Genomic DNA, 18658 nt, shown 5'->3' on the forward strand with positions numbered 1-18658 from the left:
GGTTCTCCTATGCGATCGGCAGCTTCTTCGGCTTGGTGGTCTTGAACCACCAGCCGATGAGCACTTGGGTGATGAAGATGGCGGTGAACAGCGACGTGAACACGCCGATCACCAGGGTCCAGGCGAAGCCCTTCACCGGGCCCGAACCGAAGCTGAACATGATCAGGCCCGAGATCAGGCTGGTGATGTTGGCGTCCAGGATCGAGGTCAGGGCCAGCTTGTAGCCGTGGTCGGCCGCGGCCATGGGCGTGCGCCCGGCGTTGGCCTCGTCGCGCATGCGCTCGTAGATCAGCACGTTGGCGTCGACGGCGACGGCCAGGGTCAGGATCAGGCCGGCGATGCCCGGGAAGGTCAGGGTCGCCTGGGTCATCGACATGATGCCGACGATCAGCAGCACGTTGACCACCAGCGCGATGGCCGCGAAGCCGCCGAACAGGCCATAGGCCAGGATCACGAACACGAACATCGACGCCGCGCCGATGGCCAGCGAGATCGCGCCGGCCTTGACGGCGTCGGCGCCGAGCTCGGCGGTCACCGTGCGCTGGTCTTCCACGTTCAGCGGGGCCGGCAGGGCGCCCGAGCGCAGCAGCAGCGACAGTTCGTTGGCGCTTTCGACGGTGAAGCTGCCGGTGATGATGCCGCTGCCGCTAGTGATCGGATCGTTGATCACCGGGGCAGAGATCACCTTCTTGTCCAGGACGATCGCGAACCGCTTGCCGGGGTTGCGCAGGGTGATGTCGCCGAACTTCCTGGCGCCGGAACCGTTGAACGCGAAGCCGACGGCCGGCCGGCCATTCTGGTCGAAGGTTTGCGAAGCATTGGTCAGTTCGTCGCCCGAAACGACGGCGCGCTTCTTGACCACGTAATACGGCGCGTACTGGTCTTCGCTCTGCAGCAGTTCCGAGCCGGGGGGGATGCGGCCGGCCTGGATGTCTTCGGGCGTCACCGTCTCGTCGACCATCTGGAAGGTCAGCTTGGCGGTCTTGCCGATGACGCTCTTGAGCTTCTCGGGATCGCTCTCGCCGGCCGCCTGGATCATGATCCGGTTGGTGCCCTGGCGGTTGATCGAGGGCTCCTTGGTGCCCAGGCTGTCGATACGGCGACGGATGGTCTCGATCGACTGGTCGACGGCCTTGGCGGCGTCGGCGCGCTGGGCTTCCGGCACGAAGGTGACTTCGATGCGGTTGTCGCCCTTACCCTGGACGCTGACGTCCTTGCCGCCGATCACGCCGGCCAGAGGCGCGCCGAGATTCTTGCGCAGCAGATTCAGGGCCGCTTCGTAGCGCGAGGCGTCGCCGATGCGCACGCTGATCACCTCGCCCTGCTGAGCCAGTTCGCCGAACGGGATCTGCTCGTTCCGCAGCTGAGTGCGGGTGTCTTCCATCAGGTCGGACAGACGCTCGCGGTGCAGGGCGTCGGTGTCGACCTCATAGAGCAGATACGAGCCGCCTTGCAGGTCGAGGCCGAGATTCAGCTTCTGGTGCGGCAGCCAGCCGGGCATGGCGTCCAACGTCTTCTGCGGGAGGACGTTGGGCAGGGAGAACAGGATGCCGAAGATCACCGACAGGGTGACGGCGATGATCTTCCAGCGGGAGAGGGTCAGCATGGATCAGTGACTTTCAGGCGACGCCGCGACGGACGCCTCGAGACGGATTCGGTATCGCCTTAGTTCTTGGCGTCGTTGGCCGGGGCCGGCTCGCCCTTGGCGCGGACTTCCGTGATCATGCCCTTGATGACCTTCACGGTCACGCCGGTGGCGATCTCGACGCCGACTTCCTTGTCCTCGACACGGACGACCTTGCCGATCATGCCGCTGGACAGGACGATCGTGTCGTTGCGCTTCAGGTTGGTGAGCATCGCCTGATGCTCCTTGGCGCGCTTCTGTTGCGGACGGATCAGCATGAAGTAGAACAGCACGACCATCAGAAGGATGGGCGCGAGCTGCAGGAATTGAGCGTTCAGACCGGACATGACGTCTCCAACAAAACCGATGCGGCGCGCCAGCCAAAGAGAGACAAGCTCATAGGGTCGCGCCAAGTCGGCGGAAGCTATGCGTTCGCCTCCCCTTTTGCAATCCAAGCGCACCCGGTATGCAGCGTGCCCATGACCGACGCGCCCAGTCCCTCACTTACGCCCCTGCTCGCCCGCATCGCCGAAGCCCTGGAACGCCTGGCGCCGCCCGCGCCGCCCGCGCCGGACTTTTCGTCCGCGCGCCTGTTCCGGCACGAGCCCAAGGACGGCGCCTTCGTCCCGGCGGCCGACTATCCGCTGTCGCTGGACCTGCTGGTGGGAATCGACCGCCAGAAAGGCCGTTTCGTCGACAACCTGCGCTGCTTCGCGCTCGGCGTGCCCTGCAACCACGTGCTGCTGTGGGGCGTGCGCGGCACCGGCAAGAGCTCAGTGACCAAGGCCGCCTTCGTCAGCCTGGCCGACGAATTCCCGGCCCTGAAACTGATCGAGGTCGATCGTGACGAGGTCGCGGCCCTGCCGCCGCTGTTCGATCAACTCCGCGCGCGTACAGAGCGGTTCGTGGTGCTGTGCGACGATCTTTCGTTCGAGGACGGGGCCGCCGCGGCCAAGGCGCTGAAGTCGGCGCTGGAGGGCGGCGTGTCGGGCCCGCCCGAGAACGTGCTGTTCGTGGCCACCTCGAACCGTCGCCACCTGATGCCGCGCGACCACGTCGAAAGCCAGGGCGCCATCGCCGCCGCCGAGAACGCCGAAGAAGAGATGAGCGTCTCCGACCGCTTCGGCCTGTGGATCGGCTTCCCGCCGATGGACCAGGACACCTATCTGGCCGCCATCCGCGGCTATGCCGAGCAGTTCGGCCTGACCGCGCCCGATCTCGACCGCCGCGCCCTGCAGTGGTCGCAGATGCGCGGAGCCCGCTCGGGCCGCGTGGCCTGGCAGTTCGTGCGGGATCTGGCCGGCGAACTGGGCGTCAAGCTGCCCAGCTGAACAGCAGAACGGCCCGCCTCTTTCGAAGCGGGCCGTGCCAGGTTTCAGTGAAGGCGTCGCCTTAGCGCGGCAGCACCAGGGCCGGGTCGACCGGCTTGGCCTTGTCCTTGACCGTGGGCGCGTAGCGCATCTCGAAGTGCAGCTTGGACTCGTTGGTGCCGCCCGTGGCGCCGACCGCGCCCAGTTGCTCGCCCTGCCGTACCTGCTGGCGCATCTTGACGTTAATGCTGGAAAGGTGGGCGTAGGCCGTGACCCAGCCGTCGGCGTGCTTGACCAGCACCAGATTGCCGAAGGTCGGGACCTGATTGCCGGCATAGGCCACTTCGCCGTCAGCGGCTGACAGCACCGGCGTGCCTTGCGCGGCGCGGATGTCCAGGCCGTCATTGCGCTGGCCCGTGCCCTTGACGCCGAAGGTCGAGATGATCTCGCCCCGCACCGGCCAGGCGAACTTGCCCTTGCCCGAGGCGATGATCTCGGCCTCGGTCGGGGCGGCGCTGCTCTCGATGATCGGACGCGCGGACGGCGGCGGGCTGACCGGCTGGGCGGCGACCGGCGCGCTGGGGCGCGAATAGCTGTTGCCGCTGGGCTGATAGGGCTGCGGGTTGGAGGGCGTCGATGGCGCGGGGGCCGTGGGCGCGGAGCTGTCGACGCGGGCGTAGGTGTTCGAGGGCGTCGACGGCGAAGGCGCCCGTGTCGGCTCGGGACGCTTCACCACCGTGGTGGTCGTGGTCCGAATCGGGCCCTTGTCCTTGTAGCCGTCGGGCAGCAGGATCTTCTGGCCCTTCTTCACCGAGGCCGTGGAGCGCAGGTTGTTCTCGGCGGCCAGTCCCTTGACGCTGACATTGAAGCGCTTGGCGATGCCGGCCAGCGTATCGCCGCTGACGGCGACATAGGCCTTCTGGGTGGTCGCCGGGCCCTTGATCTTGGCGCCCAGCTTCAGCGGCTTGTCGGCCTTCAGCTTGTTGTCGTCGGCCAGGTCGCTGACGCTGACGTCGAACTTACGAGCGATGGCGGTCAGGGTGTCGCCCGATTTCACCGTGTGGATCTGGCGCGGCCCCGCGACGGTCGTGACCGAACCGGTGACGCTGAGCGTCGTCGTCGAGGTCGTGGCGGGGGTGGTGTCCGGCTCGCTCGCGACGGGCGGCGTGTAGGTCGGACGCGAGGGCGTCGTGGTCGTCGGCCGGCTCGGCGCGGGACGGCTCGGTTCGGCCTCAGCGACGGTCTGCTGCGAGGCGGGCGCGCCGGCCAGCACGGTCGTCGTCTTGATCGGCCCCTTGTCCTTGTAGCCGTCCGGCAGGATCAGCTTCTGGCCCTTCTTGATCGCCGAGGAGGCCTTCAGGTCGTTCTCGTCGGCCAGGGCCGCCGCGGTGACGCTGAAGCGCTTGGCGATGGCGAACATCGTGTCGCCGGTCTGGACTACGTAAGCCTTCTGGTCGTCCTTGGCCGGTCCCTTGATCTTCTGGCCCAGCTTCAGGCGGTACGGGGCCTTCAGGTCGTTCAGTTCGACCAGCTCGGCGCGGGTCGCGCCGAAGCCGCGGGCGATGGCGTCCAGGGCGTCGCCGGATTCGACGACGCGCACCTGCGGCTTGCCGGGAACATTGACCACGGGACCGGTGACGGTGGTGGTGACCACGGTCCTGGGCGGGGCGGCGCGCAGTTGCGGCGCGGGCGCCGAGGTCGTGGCGCGGGCGGGGGGCGGCAGCTCGGACTGGGTGACCGACGGCGCGGCAGAGGTCGAGATCGGCGTCGGACGCGGCAGGGTCTCGGCCTCGCCGGGCGCGGTCGAGACGGCCTCAGACGCGGGCGCCGTGGATTGCGGAGCCGGCTGGGCGGCGGGGGGCTGGGTGATCGGGAAGTTCGGCGTGAAGCGCTGGCCCGCGGCCCGCGCGGCCTCCGCATGGGCGCCGAGCGTTCCAGCCGTCAGGGCGATCACCGCCGCGCGCGTCCACAACTGCCTCATAGCCTCTCCTTTCCCGCCGGAGCCACCAAAGGGCGCCGCCAGGGTAAATCAACCTTTAACACCAGAGGCCGCGAAACGCCGCGTCCCCCAACCTTCACTGATCCTTCGCGACGCCGGCCAGCAGGGGCACGAAACGCACGTCACAGAGAATCTCGACCCGGAAGCCCCCCTTGCCGTCGCCGGCATAGCGGCGAAGGCTTTGAACTGGCCCCTTCCCCACCGGCGCGACCAGCACGCCGTTGGGCTTCAGCTGCGAAAGCAGCCGCTTCGGATCATCTTCGGCCGCGGCCGTGACCATAATGCGGTCGAACGGCGCCTGTTCGGCCCACCCCTCGCCGCCATCGCCGAACTTGGTGATGACGTTGGTCAGGCCCAGCTTGTGGAAGCGGCCTTCCGCCTCCTTCATCAGGGTGCGATAGCGCTCGATCGTATAGACGAGGCGCGAGACCTTGCTGAGGATCGTGGTCTGGTAGCCCGAGCCCGTGCCGATCTCCAGCACCCGGCATCGCGGCTCGATCGTCAGGGCCTGGGTCATCAGACCGACGATATAGGGCTGGCTGATCGTCTGGCCGCAGGCGATCGGCAGGGCCGAATCCTCCCACGAGCGGTCCTTGAACAGGTCCGGCGTGAACAGGTCGCGCGGCGTGGTCTCGATGGCCTTCAGCACCTGTGGATCGGTGACCCCCTGGTCGCGCAGGGCTTGCATCAGGCGCGGAAGGTCGGCCTTGGCGTTCTCGGCGGCCTTGGACGTCCCTCCGCTCATGGAGCCGCCTTCAGCTTCGGCGGAGCGCCGCCCAGCACGCCCTTCAGCTTATGGACGGTCTCGTTGTGCGTCAGGTCGATGTGCAGCGGCGTGACCGAGATGCGACCCGAATAGATCGCCTTCAGGTCGGTGCCGTCGGCGGGCTCGGAGGCCTTGGCCGAGAAGCCCATCCAGTAATAGTCGCGGCCGCGCAGATCGGTGCGCTTTTCCATGTTGCGCAGCAGGCCGTCGCGGAAGCCCTGGCGGGTGACCTCGACCTCGGTCACTTCGTCCGGCGTCACGGCCGGGAAGTTGACGTTCATGATCACGTCAGTCGGCCAGCCCACCTCCAGCAGGCGCTGGACGACGCCGGGGCCGAAGTGCTCGGCCGTCTCCCAGTGGGCGACGACCTCGTCGTGGAAGAAGTTCATGGTCTGGGACAGGGCGATCGAGCGGATGCCGTGGGCCATGCCCTCGATCGCGCCGGCCACCGTGCCCGACAGGGTGACGTCCTCGGCCAGGTTCTGGCCGCGGTTGACGCCCGACAGCACCAGATCCGGCGCGGGACCGTCGATCAGCTGCTGCACGGCCATCATCACGCAGTCGGTCGGCGTGCCCTCGACGGCGAAGCGGCGATCATCGAGCTTGCGGACGCGGATCGGGTCCGAGAGAGTCAGAGCCCGGCTGGCGCCCGATTGCTCGTATTCCGGCGCGCAGATCCAGACGTCGTCGGTCAGGGCGCGGGCGATCCTCTCCAGGCTCTTCAGGCCTGGCGCGTTGACGCCATCGTCGTTGGTGAGGAGGATCCTCACGCAGCGCCTCCGATGTGGGTCAGCCCGCCCATATAGGGCTGCAGCGCCGCCGGGATGTGGATGCGGCCGGCCTCGTCCTGGTAATTCTCCAGCACGGCCACAAGGGTGCGACCGACGGCCAGGCCCGAGCCGTTCAGGGTGTGGACGAAGTGGCCGCCCTTCTCGCCGGTCTTGCGATAGCGGGCCTCCATGCGGCGGGCCTGGAAGTCGCCGCAGTTCGAGCACGAGCTGATCTCGCGATACATGTTCTGCGACGGCAGCCAGACTTCCAGGTCGTAGGTCTTCCTGGCGCCAAAGCCCATGTCGCCGGTGCACAGCAGCATGGTGCGGAACGGCAGCTCCAGCTTCTTCAACACCGTCTCGGCGCACTCGGCCATGCGCTGGTGTTCGGCCTCGGACTGGTCGGGCGTGGTGATCGAGACCAGTTCGACCTTGTAGAACTGGTGCTGACGGATCATGCCGCGCGTGTCGCGGCCGGCCGACCCGGCCTCGGCGCGGAACGACGGCGTCAGGGCCGTCAGGCGCATCGGCAGCTCTTCCTCGGCCAGGATCTGCTCGCGGACGATGTTGGTGAGGGAGACCTCGGCGGTGGGGATCAGCCAGCGATCGTCGGTGGTGTGGAAAAGGTCGTCGGCGAACTTCGGCAACTGGCCGGTGCCGAACAGCGCCTCGTCGCGCACCAGCAGCGGCGGGCTGATTTCCGTGTAGCCGTGCTCGACCGTCTGCAGGTCCAGCATGAACTGGCCGATGGCGCGCTCCAGGCGGGCGATTTCCTTCTTCAGGACCACGAAGCGCGCGCCGCTCATGCGGGCGGCGGATTCGAAGTCCATGCCGCCCAGGGCCGCGCCCAGGTCGACGTGGTCCTTGGGCGCGTTCAGGCGGCCGGCCGGCAGCTTGGCGGCGTCGCCCCAGCGGCGTTCCTCGACATTGCCGTGCTCGTCCTCGCCCGGGGGCACCTCCGGAGCCGGAATATTGGGCAGGCTGGCCAGCAGGTCCTTGAGCTTGCCGCCGACCAGGGCCTCTTCCTCGGCGGCGGTCGCCATGACGCCCTTCAGCGCCTCGACCTCGGCCATCAGGCGCGCGGCTTCGGCCTCGTCCTTCTTGGCCTTGGCCATGCCGATCAGCTTGGAGCTTTCGTTGCGCTTGGCCTGAGCCTCTTGCAGCGCCGTCTGGGCCGCGCGGAGTTGGGCGTCCAGCTTGACCGCCTGCGCGGCCTCGCCCGACCGCCCCTTGGCCGACCATGCGGCTTCGAAGGCTTCGGGGTTTTCGCGGATGGCCTTGATGTCGTGCATCGGACGCAAGCTCGGGAGATGGGCGATGGAGAAACGCCCTCTCTAAGGCGCGTCGGCGGGGGCGCCAAGCTTTCCGGATGGGCGGGCGGCCTCTCCACGGCTTCGTGATCCCCGGCCAGGGCGGCCGGGACGGCCCCGCATTGCGCAAAAAGCCTAGATCCGAGGAACATACCTCCCTTTGAAGAGGCTCGAAAAGCCGGTTATCGCGCACGATAGCGGTACCTAGGCACGAAAAATCCAACCGCTAACGGAAATTAGCCGGACTTTGTCACACGGACTTAATCCCAATAGCCGAAAAGCCGCGCCAACTTCAGTACGCGTCCTTTTTCGGCCCTCCTCGGCCGCCCGATCATTCCTAGGAATTTGAAATCATGAAGACGTTCGCCGCTTTCGCCGCCCTCGCCATCGCCGCCGCTGTCGCCGTTCCGGCCGGCGCCAAGACCGCCACCGAAGTCCGCGTGTCGCTGACCGGCAAGAACTCGGTCCAGATCGAAAACGAGATCAAGACCGCCGCCGTTTCGGTCTGCGGCGCCGGCGACGCGACCTGCGTCGACAACGCCCTGATGAACGCTCACCGCCAGCTGGCCTCGATCATGCGCGCGCGCGACACCGGCAAGCCGGCCGCCGTCGAGACCGTCTCGGTCGTCCGCATCTCGCTGAAGGGCAAGACCCAGAACCAGATCCACGCCGAGATCCGCACCGCCGCCCAGACGGTCTGCAAGGCCCAGCGCCCGAACTTCAGCGTCGTGAGCTACTCGTCGTGCGTGGCCGACACCGTCCGCTCCGCCAAGGCCCAACTGCAGGCGCGCGTCGGCGCCGCCGCCTAAGGCTTCAAGTTTCGCTCGCTTATCTGAGCGAAAAAGAAGGGCTCCGCGGCTCAGTCGCGGGGCCCTTTTTTATGTCCAAGATACCGCCGTCATTCCCGCCACGAGGGCGGGAATGACGGGGTGGAGGTATGGACCGTTAAACGGCCACTATGTCCTTGCCGGCTTCCTCGTCGTCTTCCCGCTTGCGGCGGCGTTCGATCAGCCACACGCACCAGATCGAGATCTCGTAGAGCAGGCACAGCGGCACGGCCAAGGTGATCTGGCTGATCGGATCCGGCGGGGTGACGATGGCGGCCACCACGAAGACGGCGACGATGGCGTAGCGACGGCCCGTCCGCAGCATATCCGACGTGACCAGACCCGCCAGGCCGCCCAGCGACAGCACCACGGGAAGCTGGAAGCTGAGGCCGAAGGCCAGGAGCAAGGTCGTGACCAGGGTCAGGTATTCCGAGACCCGCGTCTGCAGCACGACCTTCACTCCGTCGCCGACGATCTGCTGGCTCAGCGAGAACCACAGCACGAACGGCAGCATCACGTAGTAGACCAGCGCCGAGCCCATCAGGAACAGCACCGGCGAGGCGATCAGGAACGGCAGGAACGCGTTGCGCTCCTTCTTGTAGAGACCGGGCGCGACGAAGCGGTACAGCTGCCAGGCGATGATCGGGAAGGCCACGACGATGGCCGCGAACGCCGACAGCTTGATGTTGGTGAAGAACTGCTCCAGCGGCGCGGTTGCCTGCAGGGTGATGTCCTTCAGAGCGGCGGGCGGCACGTGCTTGATGCCGACCAGGGCCAGGATCAGGTCGAACGAGCCGTGGTGGCCGCCCGCGTCTTGCACGGCCTTCAGGCCCTCGGCCACGGTGAAGGGGCGGACCAGGAACAGGAAGATCGGCTTCACGAAGGCGAAGCAGACGCCGAAGGCGACGGCGATCGCGCCGACGCAGACGATCAGGCGGGTGCGCAGTTCGATCAGGTGATCCAGAAGCGGCGCGCGCGAGGACTCGATCTCGTCCTCGTGCTCATCCCTGGGGTCGTATCCGATGGCCTTGTCGTTCACGAGACGATGTCCGAAGCGGTGGAGCCGCCGGCCTTGGCCGCGCGCTTACGCGGCGCGCGGACGGCCTTGGGGGCCTCGACCGTGATGTCCTTCTTGGGTGCGGCGGCGCGCTTGCGCGGAGCTTTCGCGGTTTCAACCGGAGCCGGCTCGGCGACCGCGACGGCCTTCTTGCGCGGCGCGCGCTTGGGCTTCTCGACGATCTGGGCCGCCGGGGCCGGAACCGAATTGTCGGTGCTCAGGGCCGGATTGTGGATCTCGGCCCCGGCATAGGGGTGCATCTGGGTCGCGCCGCTGGACAGCGAGGCGTCGATGTCGGCGAAGACCTGGTCGACGTGCGGATCCGCGGCCGGCGTCGGATTGGTGAACTGGCCCGAGCGCATGGCCTGCACTTCGCGGCGCAGCTCGTCCAGCTCGGACTGGCGCGCCATCTCGTCGAAGCTGGCGCGGAATTCCGAGGCCATGCCCCGCATCCGGCCCACGAACTGGCCCAGCTTGCGCAGCAGAGCGGGCAAATCCTTGGGACCGACCACGATCAAAGCGACGGCGGCGATGACAAGGAGTTCTGTGCCGCCGATATCAGGAAGCATGGACGCGCCTTAGAACGGCGGAGCCGATGGCTCCCCGCGTGATTGGACAGACGCGCGCGAAGAACCCCTCCCCGCGCGCTTCAAGGTCTTACGACTTGCGAAGCTCTTCGGCTTCCTGCTCGGTGCGCGGCAGGGCGCCCTTGGACTTGTTGTCGGCGACTTCGCTGCTGGTGTCGTCCTTCAGGCCATCCTTGAACGCGCGAATGCCCTTGGCCGCGTCGCCCATGATGCCCGACAGCTTGCCGCGGCCGCCGAACAGCAGCAGCACCACGACGGCGACGATGATCCAGTGAATCGGACCTAGACTTCCCATAATCGAGACTCCTTGCGACAGCGCCAGATAGCCGCTGCGACGCGTCGTTACAACATGCCGAAGAATATAGGCGCTCGCGGGGCCGGAGACCATGGTTCGCCCGAGAGTCGCGAGGTCGCGAGGCCTGGCGCGACTTCCGGGCAAGTTCTGCTCGGCGGAGTTGACCGACCGGCCACGCTTTCAGCGCGCCCTTGCCTGCCAAGGATCTGTAAAGTCTAGCTTCCCGGCCGTGGCCCACGCCTTGCACAGAGTGTCGCACCCTCAAGTTCGAGAGCGCGTCATGTCCATTTCGTCCATCGGTTCGTCCAGCTACGCCGGCGCCTATAGCGGCATGTCCGCCAGCACCTCGTCGCCCATCGGCGAAACGTCCGCCAAGGACGAGTTCCTGAAGTACCAGGCGATGACCCCGGCCCAGAAGATGCGGGCCGCGATGCTGGCAAAGCTGGGCGTCACCGAGGAGCAGCTCAAGGCGATGGGCCCCGAGGATCGGGCCAAGATCGAGCAAAAGCTCAAGGACATGATCAAGCAGCAGGTCCAGAACGATCCGGACAAGAAGGACAAGACCGGCCAGATCGCCGACGTCCTCGCCTAGCGATCCGCCTTCTCCGGCTCGCCCAGGAAGTCCTGGGCGAATTCCGGCGTTTCGCCGTCGTCCAGATCCAGCGGATCCTCATCATCGGTGCGCAGGCCCAGCGGATCGGGCACGGTGAAGCCTGGTGGCAGGTTCATTTCCAGCAGGCCCGCGGCCTTCATCTCGGCGATGCCCGGCAGGTCCGACAGCGCGGCCAGGCCGTAATGCTCAAGGAAAGCGTCCGTCGTCCCGAAGGTCACCGGCCGGCCCGGCGTGCGCCGGCGGCCGCGCATGCGGATCAGACCCAGCTCCAGCAGAACGTCCAGCGTGCCCCGGCTGGCCTGCACCCCGCGCACGGCCTCGATCTCGGCCCGCGTGACGGGCTGGTGATAGGCGACGATGGCCAGGGTCTCCTGCGCGGCCTTGGACAGGCGGCGCGGCTCCTCGCGCTCCTCCGTCATCAGGAACGCCAGGTCGGTCGCCGTCTGGAAACGCCAGCGATCGGCCACGCAGACCAGCTCGATTCCCCGGCCCTCGTAGCGCGTCCGCAGGCCCGCGAGGCCAGCGGCGATGTCGGCCCCCGCCGGCAAGCGCTTGGCCAGGTCAACGTCGCTGAGCGGCTCGGCCGCCGCGAACAGCAGGGCCTCGATGCAGCGCTCGACGAAGAGGGGTTCGAGTTCGACGGTCATTCAAACCCCATATCCGATTTCCCCGGCGAAAGCCGGGGCCCAGATTCATCCTGGGCGGCTTGGGATGATCCGAGAAACGCCCTGTCGGCTTGTCGGGCGTTGGTGGGTTCGATCTGGACCCCGGCCTTCGCCGGGGAGATCGGGAGAGAGGGGAAGATCACTCGGTAACCTCCAGCGGCTCCGCTCTGGTCCGCAAGTAGATGTCCTCGAACGCCCCCATCTGCCGCGCCTCCAGAATGCCCTCCTTGACCAGCTCCAGCGAGGCCGACAGGGTCGAGGCCAGGTAGGAGGCGGGCGTGGGGCCGTCCTCCTCTTCCAGCGCCCGCTCGATCGGGGCGACGGTGGAGAGGACCGTCCAGTCCTGCATCTTCGGCAGCAGGCCGCGCAGGCGGTCGCGGGCGTCTTCCAGCGGATAGGCGGTCGGCGGGCGCGGGGCGTAGTGGCGGCTATGTTCGCGTTTGCGCTGAGTGATGTAGGCGCTCATCAGGCTATAGAGATCGCCCTCCAGACGGGTCGAGGAGACGATCCTTACCGCGTCCGGATCGCCGCGCATGAAGACGTCGCGGCCCAGGATCGGGCGGTCCTTCAGAGCCTCGACGGCCTTGCGCATCACGTCCAGCTTGGCGAGGCGGAAGGCCAGCTGGGCGGCCATTTCCTCGGCCGGCGGCTCCTCGGCCTTGGCGCGCTCGGGCTTGGGCAGCAGCAGGCGGGACTTGAGGTAGGCCAGCCAGGCGGCCATGACGAGGTAGTCGGCCGCCAGGGCGAAACGCACGCGGCGAGCCTGTTGCACGAAGGCCAGGTACTGCTCGGCCAGCTTGGTGATCGACAGCTGCAGCAGGTCGACCTTCTGGCTGCGCGCCAGGGCCAGCAGCACGTGCAGCGGGCCTTCATAGCCGTCGATGTCGATGACCAGCGCCGCGCCGTCCTCGGCCGCCTCGTTGGCGGCCGCGAAGTCGAAGGTCGGCTGGAAGCCCGTGCTCAAGCGTACTTGCCGTCGAACGCGGCGTCGAAGCGGGCGCGGGCCTCGGCCACGTCGAAAGGCTCTGGGACCTTGACCAGGCGGCCCATGACGGCCTGGGTCCGACGGCGGGCTTCCTTGCCCAGCCGGCCGACGCCGGACATCACGGCCTTCATCTCGGCCATGTCGCCGTTGCAGTGCAGGACGACGTCGCAGCCGGCCGACAGGCTGTCCTTGGCCCGCTGCTTGAAGTCGCCGCTAAGCGCCTTCATCGACAGGTCGTCGCTCATCAGAAGTCCGTCGAAGCCGATGGATTCACGAATGATCTTCTTGATCACCTTCTTCGACGTCGTGGCCGGGCGGTTGCGGTCGATGGCCGAGTAGACGACGTGGGCGGTCATCGCCATCGGCATGTCGGACAGCACCCGGAACGGCGCGAAGTCGCGGATTTCCAGCTCGAGCAGCTTGGCCTTGACCACCGGCAGCTCCAGGTGGCTGTCGCTCAGCGCGCGGCCGTGGCCGGGGATGTGCTTGATGATCGGCAGGACGCCGCCGGCCAGCAGGCCTTCGGCCGCGGCGCGGCCCAGGGTCGCCACCTGCTCGGGCGTGTCGCCATAGGCGCGGTCGCCGATAATCTCATGGCCCTGGGGGTCCGGCACGTCCAGCACCGGCACGCAGTCGACATTGATCCCGATCGAGCGCAGGTCGTGGGCGATCAGCCGCGAGCCCAGGCGGGTGATCTCGCGCGCCGTCAACGGATCGTTGGCCACCAGCTCGCCGTAGGCCCGGCCGGGCGGATAGATGCGCCAGTGCGGCGGCTGCAGACGGGCGACGCGGCCGCCCTCTTGGTCGATTAGGATGGGGGCGTCGTCACGGCCGACCGTGGCGCGCAGGGCGGCGGTCAGCGCCCTCACCTGCTCCGGATCAGCGATGTTACGCTTGAACAGGATGAAGCCCCATGGCTTCACGTCCCGGAAGAAAGCGACCTCTTCGGCCGTCAGCGTGGTCCCGGCGCAGCCGAGGATAGCGGCGGAAGAGGTGCTCAAAGGGGTAACTCCTTACTTCACGAAGCAGGACTTGCCCGAGGCCGAGATCGCCTCGCAGAAGGCCTTGGCCGCTTCACGCGAGGCGAAGCCCGTCACCGAGGTGCGGTAGAGCGTCGTGCCGTTCTTGTCGATCGCCTCGACCTTCTTGCCCTTGCCGGCGGCCAGGCCCGGGGCCAGGCGCGTGGCGTCAGTCCAGGCCTTGTCCGCCAGGGCCGGAGACGACAGGGCGCCGATCTGCACCATGGCGGGGCCGCCCGTTGCGGCGGCCGGAGTCGCGGCGACTGGCTTGGCGGGCGCGGCGGCGGCCAGTTGCACAGGCTTGGGCGCCGGCTTCTGGGCGGCGGCGGTCGCCAGGGATTCGATGGTTGGGGCCGGCTGCCGCGCGGTCGGCGCGGGCTTGGCGGCCGGCAGGGCGGCGGTCTGCACCGGGGCGCTGGCGACCGGCGCGGCCGGACGGGCCTGCGGCGCCTCGGGCGGCGCGGCGAAGGTGGCCGACGGCTGCGGGTCCTCGTTGTGATAGATCTGCAGACCCGCGGCCGGATCCTGCGGCTGGCTGCCGGCCGGCGGCGGGGTCTTCATCTGGGCCACTTCGGTCCCGACGGCCTGCGGCGGATCGTTCGGGTTCCGCACGCCGCCGCGATAGACCAGGATCACCCCGACAACGAGGGTCACCAGCACCACCGCGCTGATGATCAGGGTCATGGGCAGCGGGCGCGCGCCTCGCACGGGCTGACGCGCATCGAACGACAGCGGCGCGTCGGTGGGCGGCGTATAGGCCCCGCGGTGCGGATCGGACATCTCGGCTAGGCTCCAGATACTCTCGGGCGTCCACACAAGGACGCACAGGTCGAACGCATCGAATCAGACGCGCGCGACCCTAGGTTACCCAACGGCGGCCCGTCCAAGAAGCGTCCGCCCCGCTCAGGTGGCAGACGATCGGCCGCTCGCGCCCACGTTCCGGATCCCTGGCCCGAAGGCCTAGTTCCAGACGTCCAGGTGGAACAGCTTGCGGTGTTCTTCTATCGCGAAGCGGTCGGTCATGCCCGCGATGTAATCGCATACCACGCGGGCGCGGCCGGCTTCGTCGCGGTTCTGCGACTTGGCGAACCAGATGGTCGGCAGGACCTCCGGCTCCTTCAGGAATAGCGCGAACATTTCGCCCAGAATACGGCGAGCCTGGCTGCGCGTGCGGTTGACGCGCCAGTGGCGGTACATGCGCTCGTGCAGGAAGGCGCGCAGGCGAGCCAGGTCCTCGGCCATGTCCGGCGAGAAGGCGACCAGGGCGTGGTCCAGGGCCCGGACGTCGTCGGCCGAACCAACGCCGGTGGCCGCCGCGCGCTGCAGGGTCTCGCCCATCACGTCGTCGATCATCGCGCCGATCATGCGGCGGATGGCTTCCAGGTGGGTCAGACGCGGGTCGAGGTCGGGACGTTCGCTCTTCACGGCCGCCAGGATCGGGCCGATCAGCGGCACGTCCATCAGCTCGTCCAGGGTGAACAGACCCGCCGTCACGCCGTCGTCGACGTCGTGATTGTTATACGCGATGTCGTCGGCCAGGGCCGCGACCTGCGCTTCGGCCGACGCCCAGGTGTTCAAGCCGAGGTCGTACTCGGCGTCGTACTTCTGAATCGCCTTCCAGGAGGGCTTGCCCAGCTTATTCGTGACCGGGCCGTTGTGCTTGATGATCCCTTCCAGGGTCTCCCAGGTCAGGTTCAGGCCCAGAAAGTCCGGATAGCGGTGCTCCAGCTCGGTCACGACCCGGAAGGTCTGGACGTTGTGGTCGAAACCGCCGAAATCCTTCATCTGCTGCTCGAGCTCGTCCTCGCCGGCGTGGCCGAACGGCGGATGGCCGATGTCGTGCCCCAGAGCGATGGTCTCGGCCAGGTCGCTGTCCAGGCCCAGGGCGGTGGCCAGCGAGCGGGCGACCTGCGCCACTTCCAGCGAGTGGGTAAGACGCGTGCGGAAATTGTCGCCCTCATGCGCCACGAAGACCTGGGTCTTTTCCTTCAGCCGGCGGAAGGCCGAGGTGTGGATGATGCGGTCGCGATCGCGCGCGAACGGCGTGCGCGTGCGGCTCTCGTCCTCCTTGAACCGACGGCCCCGAGACTTGAACGGATCTTCGGCGTAGGGCGCGCGCGGGACGAAGTACGGGGTCGAGGTCATGAACCGCCTTTATCGCGTTGGACGATTTGGCCCCTTCCGTAGAGGCCGCGTCACCCTCATATAGGCCTGAGGTGAGTTTTCCACAGCCATGACCCAAGTAGACTTAACGCTTTCCGAAAACGCCGCGCGTCGGATCAAGGCCATCGCCGCCAGCGAGGGCCGCCCCCTGATGCTGCGCGTCGCCGTCGATGGCGGCGGGTGCTCCGGCTTCCAGTATCGTTTCGACCTGGTTGACGCCGTCGAGGACGACGACCTCAAGGTCGAGCGCGACGACGCCGTGGCGCTGGTCGATGTCGTCTCCCTGGCCCTGTTGAAGGGTTCGGAGATCGACTTCGTCGACGAGTTGGCCGGGGCGGAGTTCCGCGTTCGCAACCCGAACGCCAAGTCCAGCTGCGGCTGTGGGGTCAGTTTCTCGATCTAGCAAGCGCCTTCAGGCGAACCGGTTCGCCGCCCGGAAGGCGCGCCAAGACCTAAGCCGGCACGAACTGCAGCAGGGTCAGCGTCAGCGCGCCCCAGGCCAGCGGCGCGGCCATGGCGGCCCAGGCGAAGGTCATCTGGCCCTTGCGCCACAGGATCCAGCCGGCCAGCGGCGACAGCAGGCACACCGCCCAGAACAGAGCGCCGAACACGAAGCCCAGCCAGGCGATCGGGTTCAGCATGTTGCCCGCCCGGTCGAAGACCAGCGGCGTGAAGATGGCCAGGATCGCGCCGATCGCGGCGAAGGCCAAGCACGCGCCGGTGGCCAGCACCATGAGCGCGAGCTGTCTTCGATCGATTGGCTTGCCAGCTGACTTGAGCGCGACCTTCATGCGCCCTAGCCTCCCGCCGCAGTCTGGAGCCGTCAATGCGTATCGCCACTTGGAACGTCAATTCGATCAACGCTCGCCTGGAAGGCGTGCTGGCTTGGTTCGAATCGGAAACCCCGGACGTGGCCGTGCTGCAGGAGATCAAGTGCGTCGACGAGAAGTTTCCCACCGAAGCCTTCGAGCGGCTGGGCTACAATGTCGTCGTCCACGGCCAGAAGACCTATAACGGCGTCGCCCTGCTTTCGAAGTTCCCGATCGAGGACGTCCGTAAGGGGCTGCCCGGCCTCTCGGAAGACGAAGTCGACGAGCAGTCGCGCTATGTCGAGGCGGTGATCGCCGCGCCGGTCCCATTCCGCGTGGTCGGCATCTATCTGCCCAACGGCAATCCGATCGGGACCGAGAAGTTCGACTATAAGCTGGCCTGGATGCGCCGCCTGCACGCTCACGCCCAACGCCTGCTGGCCTTCGAGGAGCCGCTGGTCATCCTGGGCGACTACAACGTCATCCCCGAGGCCGAGGACGTGGCCAATCCCGAGGCCTGGCTTGGCGACGCCCTGTTCCAGCCCGAGAGCCGCGGCGCGTTCCGGGCGCTGAAGAACCTGGGCTTCACCGACGCCTACATGCAGGTCGACGGCGCGCCGGGCGGCTACACCTTCTGGGACTACCAGGCCGGCGCCTGGCCCCGGAACCTGGGGATCCGCATCGATCACCTGCTGTGCTCGCCCCAGGCCGTCGACCGCCTGACCGACGTCGTCATCCACCGCGACGAGCGCGACAAGGAAAAGCCGTCAGACCACGTGCCGGTCGTCGGCCACTTCCGCGACTAAGGGCCCCATAGCCCCTCTGTCGCGGAATCAGGACTCCCGCTAGCCTGGCCTTACTATGAGCGAACTCGCGCGTCTTTTGCTGTTCGTGGCCATCGCCGGCTCGGCGGTGACGTTCCTGGGCAGCCTGGCCATCTGGTACGGCGACGAGGACCGGCGTCTGCGCCGAGCCTTGCGCAACGTGCTGAAGAGCGATCCGGAAGGCTTCATCGTGGCGCGCGGCCGGGGCCGGGGCGCGGGCTTCTCGTTCTCGACCAACCTGCTGGCGGTGGCCTGGGACCGGGGCGCCTGGTGCCTGATCTATCGCCTGGACGAGCTGATGGGGGCCGAGCTGCTGGTCGACGGCCAGGTGATGGGCCGCGTCTTCCGGGGCGAAGGCCGCCGGGCCATCGACCATGTCGCGCCCCAGGCCCAGTCGGTCACCCTGCGCCTGGTCTTCGACGATCCGCGCCATCCGGACTTCGCCCTCGAGCTCTGGGCCCCCGGCGACGAACAGCGTCGTGAGAGCCGTTCGCCCGGCGAGCTGATGCAGGAGGCCAACCGCTGGCTGGCCCGTTGCGAGGCCATCGTTCGCCGGCCGCTGCCGCCGCGCCCCACGAAGCCGGAGCCCGCCCCAGTGGTCGCCGCCCGCCCCGCGCCGCCGCCCGAACCGCCCGAGTCCTTCGAATACGACGAAGACGACGAGGACGATTTCCGCGCCCCCCCGCCTCTGCCCGACACCCCGCCGCCGCTGGCCCGACGCTCGTCGTTCGACGACGCCCCGCGCGCCGCGCCGGCGCGTCCGGTCTCGCGGCCGACGGCTCCAGTCCCGGCTCCCGCGCCGAAGCCGGTGGCCGAGCCCGACATGTTCGATGATCCGCCGTGGGACGACGCGGACGACGACGTCCCCACCCCACCGCCCGCCCCGACCTACAAGCCCGTCTCCAAGGCCCGCCGCGACACCGCCGTCGATCAGGATGAACTGCCCTTCGATCTCGACGACTGATCACGCTTATGGCAACGGAAACGCCGATCCGTCGAATTTTGATTGCTGCGACGCGGCGACGAGGGTAAATC

General features: G+C 67.7%; 21 protein-coding genes. 6 read left to right on the forward strand and 15 right to left on the reverse strand.

Annotation, left to right across the window (positions count from 1 at the left end):
• Window positions 1–7 precede the first annotated feature (7 nt).
• Entirely contained in the window at window positions 8–1606 is a 1599-nt protein-coding gene (gene secD, locus AC07R7_RS00555) for a protein translocase subunit SecD (protein ID WP_494633589.1), read from the reverse strand.
• 59 nt (window positions 1607–1665) lie between these two features.
• On the reverse strand, window positions 1666–1971 hold the full coding sequence (gene yajC / locus AC07R7_RS00560) for a preprotein translocase subunit YajC (RefSeq protein ID WP_494633591.1): 306 nt from the start codon (window positions 1969–1971) through the stop codon (window positions 1666–1668).
• A 132-nt stretch (window positions 1972–2103) separates the two neighbouring features.
• Between yajC and AC07R7_RS00565 the strand changes: the two genes are divergently transcribed.
• Window positions 2104–2955, forward strand: a complete 852-nt coding sequence (locus tag AC07R7_RS00565; protein ID WP_494633593.1) for an ATP-binding protein — start codon at window positions 2104–2106, stop codon at window positions 2953–2955.
• A gap of 61 nt (window positions 2956–3016) precedes the next feature.
• Here the strand turns inward: AC07R7_RS00565 and dipM are convergent, their stop codons facing one another.
• The 4 genes from dipM to serS all read right to left on the reverse strand — a co-directional run bounded on the left by dipM (window position 3017) and on the right by serS (window position 7761).
• Window positions 3017–4915 (reverse strand): cell division endopeptidase DipM, encoded by a 1899-nt coding sequence (dipM, locus tag AC07R7_RS00570; RefSeq protein ID WP_494633595.1) that lies wholly within the window; start codon window positions 4913–4915, stop codon window positions 3017–3019.
• 94 nt (window positions 4916–5009) lie between these two features.
• Entirely contained in the window at window positions 5010–5678 is a 669-nt protein-coding gene (locus tag AC07R7_RS00575; protein ID WP_395443123.1) for a protein-L-isoaspartate(D-aspartate) O-methyltransferase, read from the reverse strand.
• Window positions 5675–6469: a 5'/3'-nucleotidase SurE gene (gene surE / locus AC07R7_RS00580; protein WP_492883746.1), complete on the reverse strand. Its 795-nt coding sequence runs from the start codon at window positions 6467–6469 to the stop codon at window positions 5675–5677. The genes AC07R7_RS00575 and surE overlap by 4 nt, the downstream gene beginning before the upstream one ends.
• Entirely contained in the window at window positions 6466–7761 is a 1296-nt protein-coding gene (gene serS / locus AC07R7_RS00585; protein ID WP_494633598.1) for a serine--tRNA ligase, read from the reverse strand. Before serS ends, surE begins: the two co-directional genes overlap by 4 nt.
• A 371-nt stretch (window positions 7762–8132) precedes the next feature.
• Here serS and AC07R7_RS00590 point away from each other — a divergent pair, with 371 nt between their 5' ends.
• Window positions 8133–8588 carry a UrcA family protein gene (locus AC07R7_RS00590; RefSeq protein WP_492883743.1) on the forward strand — a complete coding sequence of 152 codons (456 nt, stop codon included), beginning with the start codon at window positions 8133–8135 and terminating at the stop codon, window positions 8586–8588.
• A gap of 136 nt (window positions 8589–8724) precedes the next feature.
• On the opposite strand, the gene tatC is transcribed toward AC07R7_RS00590, so the two are convergent.
• The 3 genes from tatC to tatA form a co-directional block, all read right to left on the reverse strand.
• Complete coding sequence (gene tatC, locus AC07R7_RS00595; protein WP_492883742.1) at window positions 8725–9645, reverse strand: twin-arginine translocase subunit TatC; 921 nt, start codon at window positions 9643–9645, stop codon at window positions 8725–8727.
• Window positions 9642–10232 carry a Sec-independent protein translocase protein TatB gene (gene tatB, locus AC07R7_RS00600; protein ID WP_492883740.1) on the reverse strand — a complete coding sequence of 197 codons (591 nt, stop codon included), beginning with the start codon at window positions 10230–10232 and terminating at the stop codon, window positions 9642–9644. The genes tatC and tatB overlap by 4 nt, the downstream gene beginning before the upstream one ends.
• 88 nt (window positions 10233–10320) lie before the next feature.
• On the reverse strand, window positions 10321–10545 hold the full coding sequence (gene tatA, locus AC07R7_RS00605) for a twin-arginine translocase TatA/TatE family subunit (protein ID WP_099579690.1): 225 nt from the start codon (window positions 10543–10545) through the stop codon (window positions 10321–10323).
• 280 nt (window positions 10546–10825) lie between these two features.
• Here tatA and AC07R7_RS00610 point away from each other — a divergent pair, with 280 nt between their 5' ends.
• Window positions 10826–11137, forward strand: a complete 312-nt coding sequence (locus tag AC07R7_RS00610; protein WP_492883738.1) for a hypothetical protein — start codon at window positions 10826–10828, stop codon at window positions 11135–11137.
• Here AC07R7_RS00610 and scpB read toward each other — a convergent pair.
• The 5 genes from scpB to AC07R7_RS00635 all read right to left on the reverse strand — a co-directional run bounded on the left by scpB (window position 11134) and on the right by AC07R7_RS00635 (window position 15972).
• On the reverse strand, window positions 11134–11805 hold the full coding sequence (scpB, locus tag AC07R7_RS00615; protein WP_494633601.1) for an SMC-Scp complex subunit ScpB: 672 nt from the start codon (window positions 11803–11805) through the stop codon (window positions 11134–11136). The two genes, AC07R7_RS00610 and scpB, sit on opposite strands and share 4 nt — an antisense overlap.
• 157 nt (window positions 11806–11962) lie before the next feature.
• The gene (locus tag AC07R7_RS00620; RefSeq protein WP_492883734.1) at window positions 11963–12787 is read right to left on the reverse strand and encodes a segregation and condensation protein A; all 825 of its coding nucleotides are present in this window, start codon (window positions 12785–12787) and stop codon (window positions 11963–11965) included.
• Window positions 12784–13809: a beta-N-acetylhexosaminidase gene (gene nagZ, locus AC07R7_RS00625; RefSeq protein ID WP_494633603.1), complete on the reverse strand. Its 1026-nt coding sequence runs from the start codon at window positions 13807–13809 to the stop codon at window positions 12784–12786. Before nagZ ends, AC07R7_RS00620 begins: the two co-directional genes overlap by 4 nt.
• A 12-nt stretch (window positions 13810–13821) precedes the next feature.
• Window positions 13822–14607 carry a cell division protein FtsN gene (ftsN, locus tag AC07R7_RS00630; RefSeq protein WP_494633605.1) on the reverse strand — a complete coding sequence of 262 codons (786 nt, stop codon included), beginning with the start codon at window positions 14605–14607 and terminating at the stop codon, window positions 13822–13824.
• A gap of 180 nt (window positions 14608–14787) precedes the next feature.
• Window positions 14788–15972 carry a deoxyguanosinetriphosphate triphosphohydrolase gene (locus tag AC07R7_RS00635; protein ID WP_492834586.1) on the reverse strand — a complete coding sequence of 395 codons (1185 nt, stop codon included), beginning with the start codon at window positions 15970–15972 and terminating at the stop codon, window positions 14788–14790.
• 88 nt (window positions 15973–16060) lie between these two features.
• Between AC07R7_RS00635 and erpA the strand changes: the two genes are divergently transcribed.
• Window positions 16061–16393 carry an iron-sulfur cluster insertion protein ErpA gene (gene erpA / locus AC07R7_RS00640; RefSeq protein ID WP_125156543.1) on the forward strand — a complete coding sequence of 111 codons (333 nt, stop codon included), beginning with the start codon at window positions 16061–16063 and terminating at the stop codon, window positions 16391–16393.
• 49 nt (window positions 16394–16442) lie between these two features.
• Here erpA and AC07R7_RS00645 read toward each other — a convergent pair whose 3' ends face one another.
• Window positions 16443–16817 (reverse strand): hypothetical protein, encoded by a 375-nt coding sequence (locus AC07R7_RS00645; protein WP_492883724.1) that lies wholly within the window; start codon window positions 16815–16817, stop codon window positions 16443–16445.
• Between AC07R7_RS00645 and xth the strand changes: the two genes are divergently transcribed.
• A complete protein-coding gene (gene xth / locus AC07R7_RS00650; protein ID WP_492883722.1) occupies window positions 16817–17605 on the forward strand; it encodes an exodeoxyribonuclease III in 789 nt (262 codons plus the stop codon). The genes AC07R7_RS00645 and xth overlap by 1 nt on opposite strands.
• Before the next feature lie 55 nt (window positions 17606–17660).
• Complete coding sequence (locus tag AC07R7_RS00655) at window positions 17661–18587, forward strand: hypothetical protein (protein ID WP_492883720.1); 927 nt, start codon at window positions 17661–17663, stop codon at window positions 18585–18587.
• Window positions 18588–18658: the final 71 nt, after the last annotated feature.

The sequence above is a fragment of the Caulobacter sp. GW821-FHT05F04 genome (genome assembly GCF_059419665.1).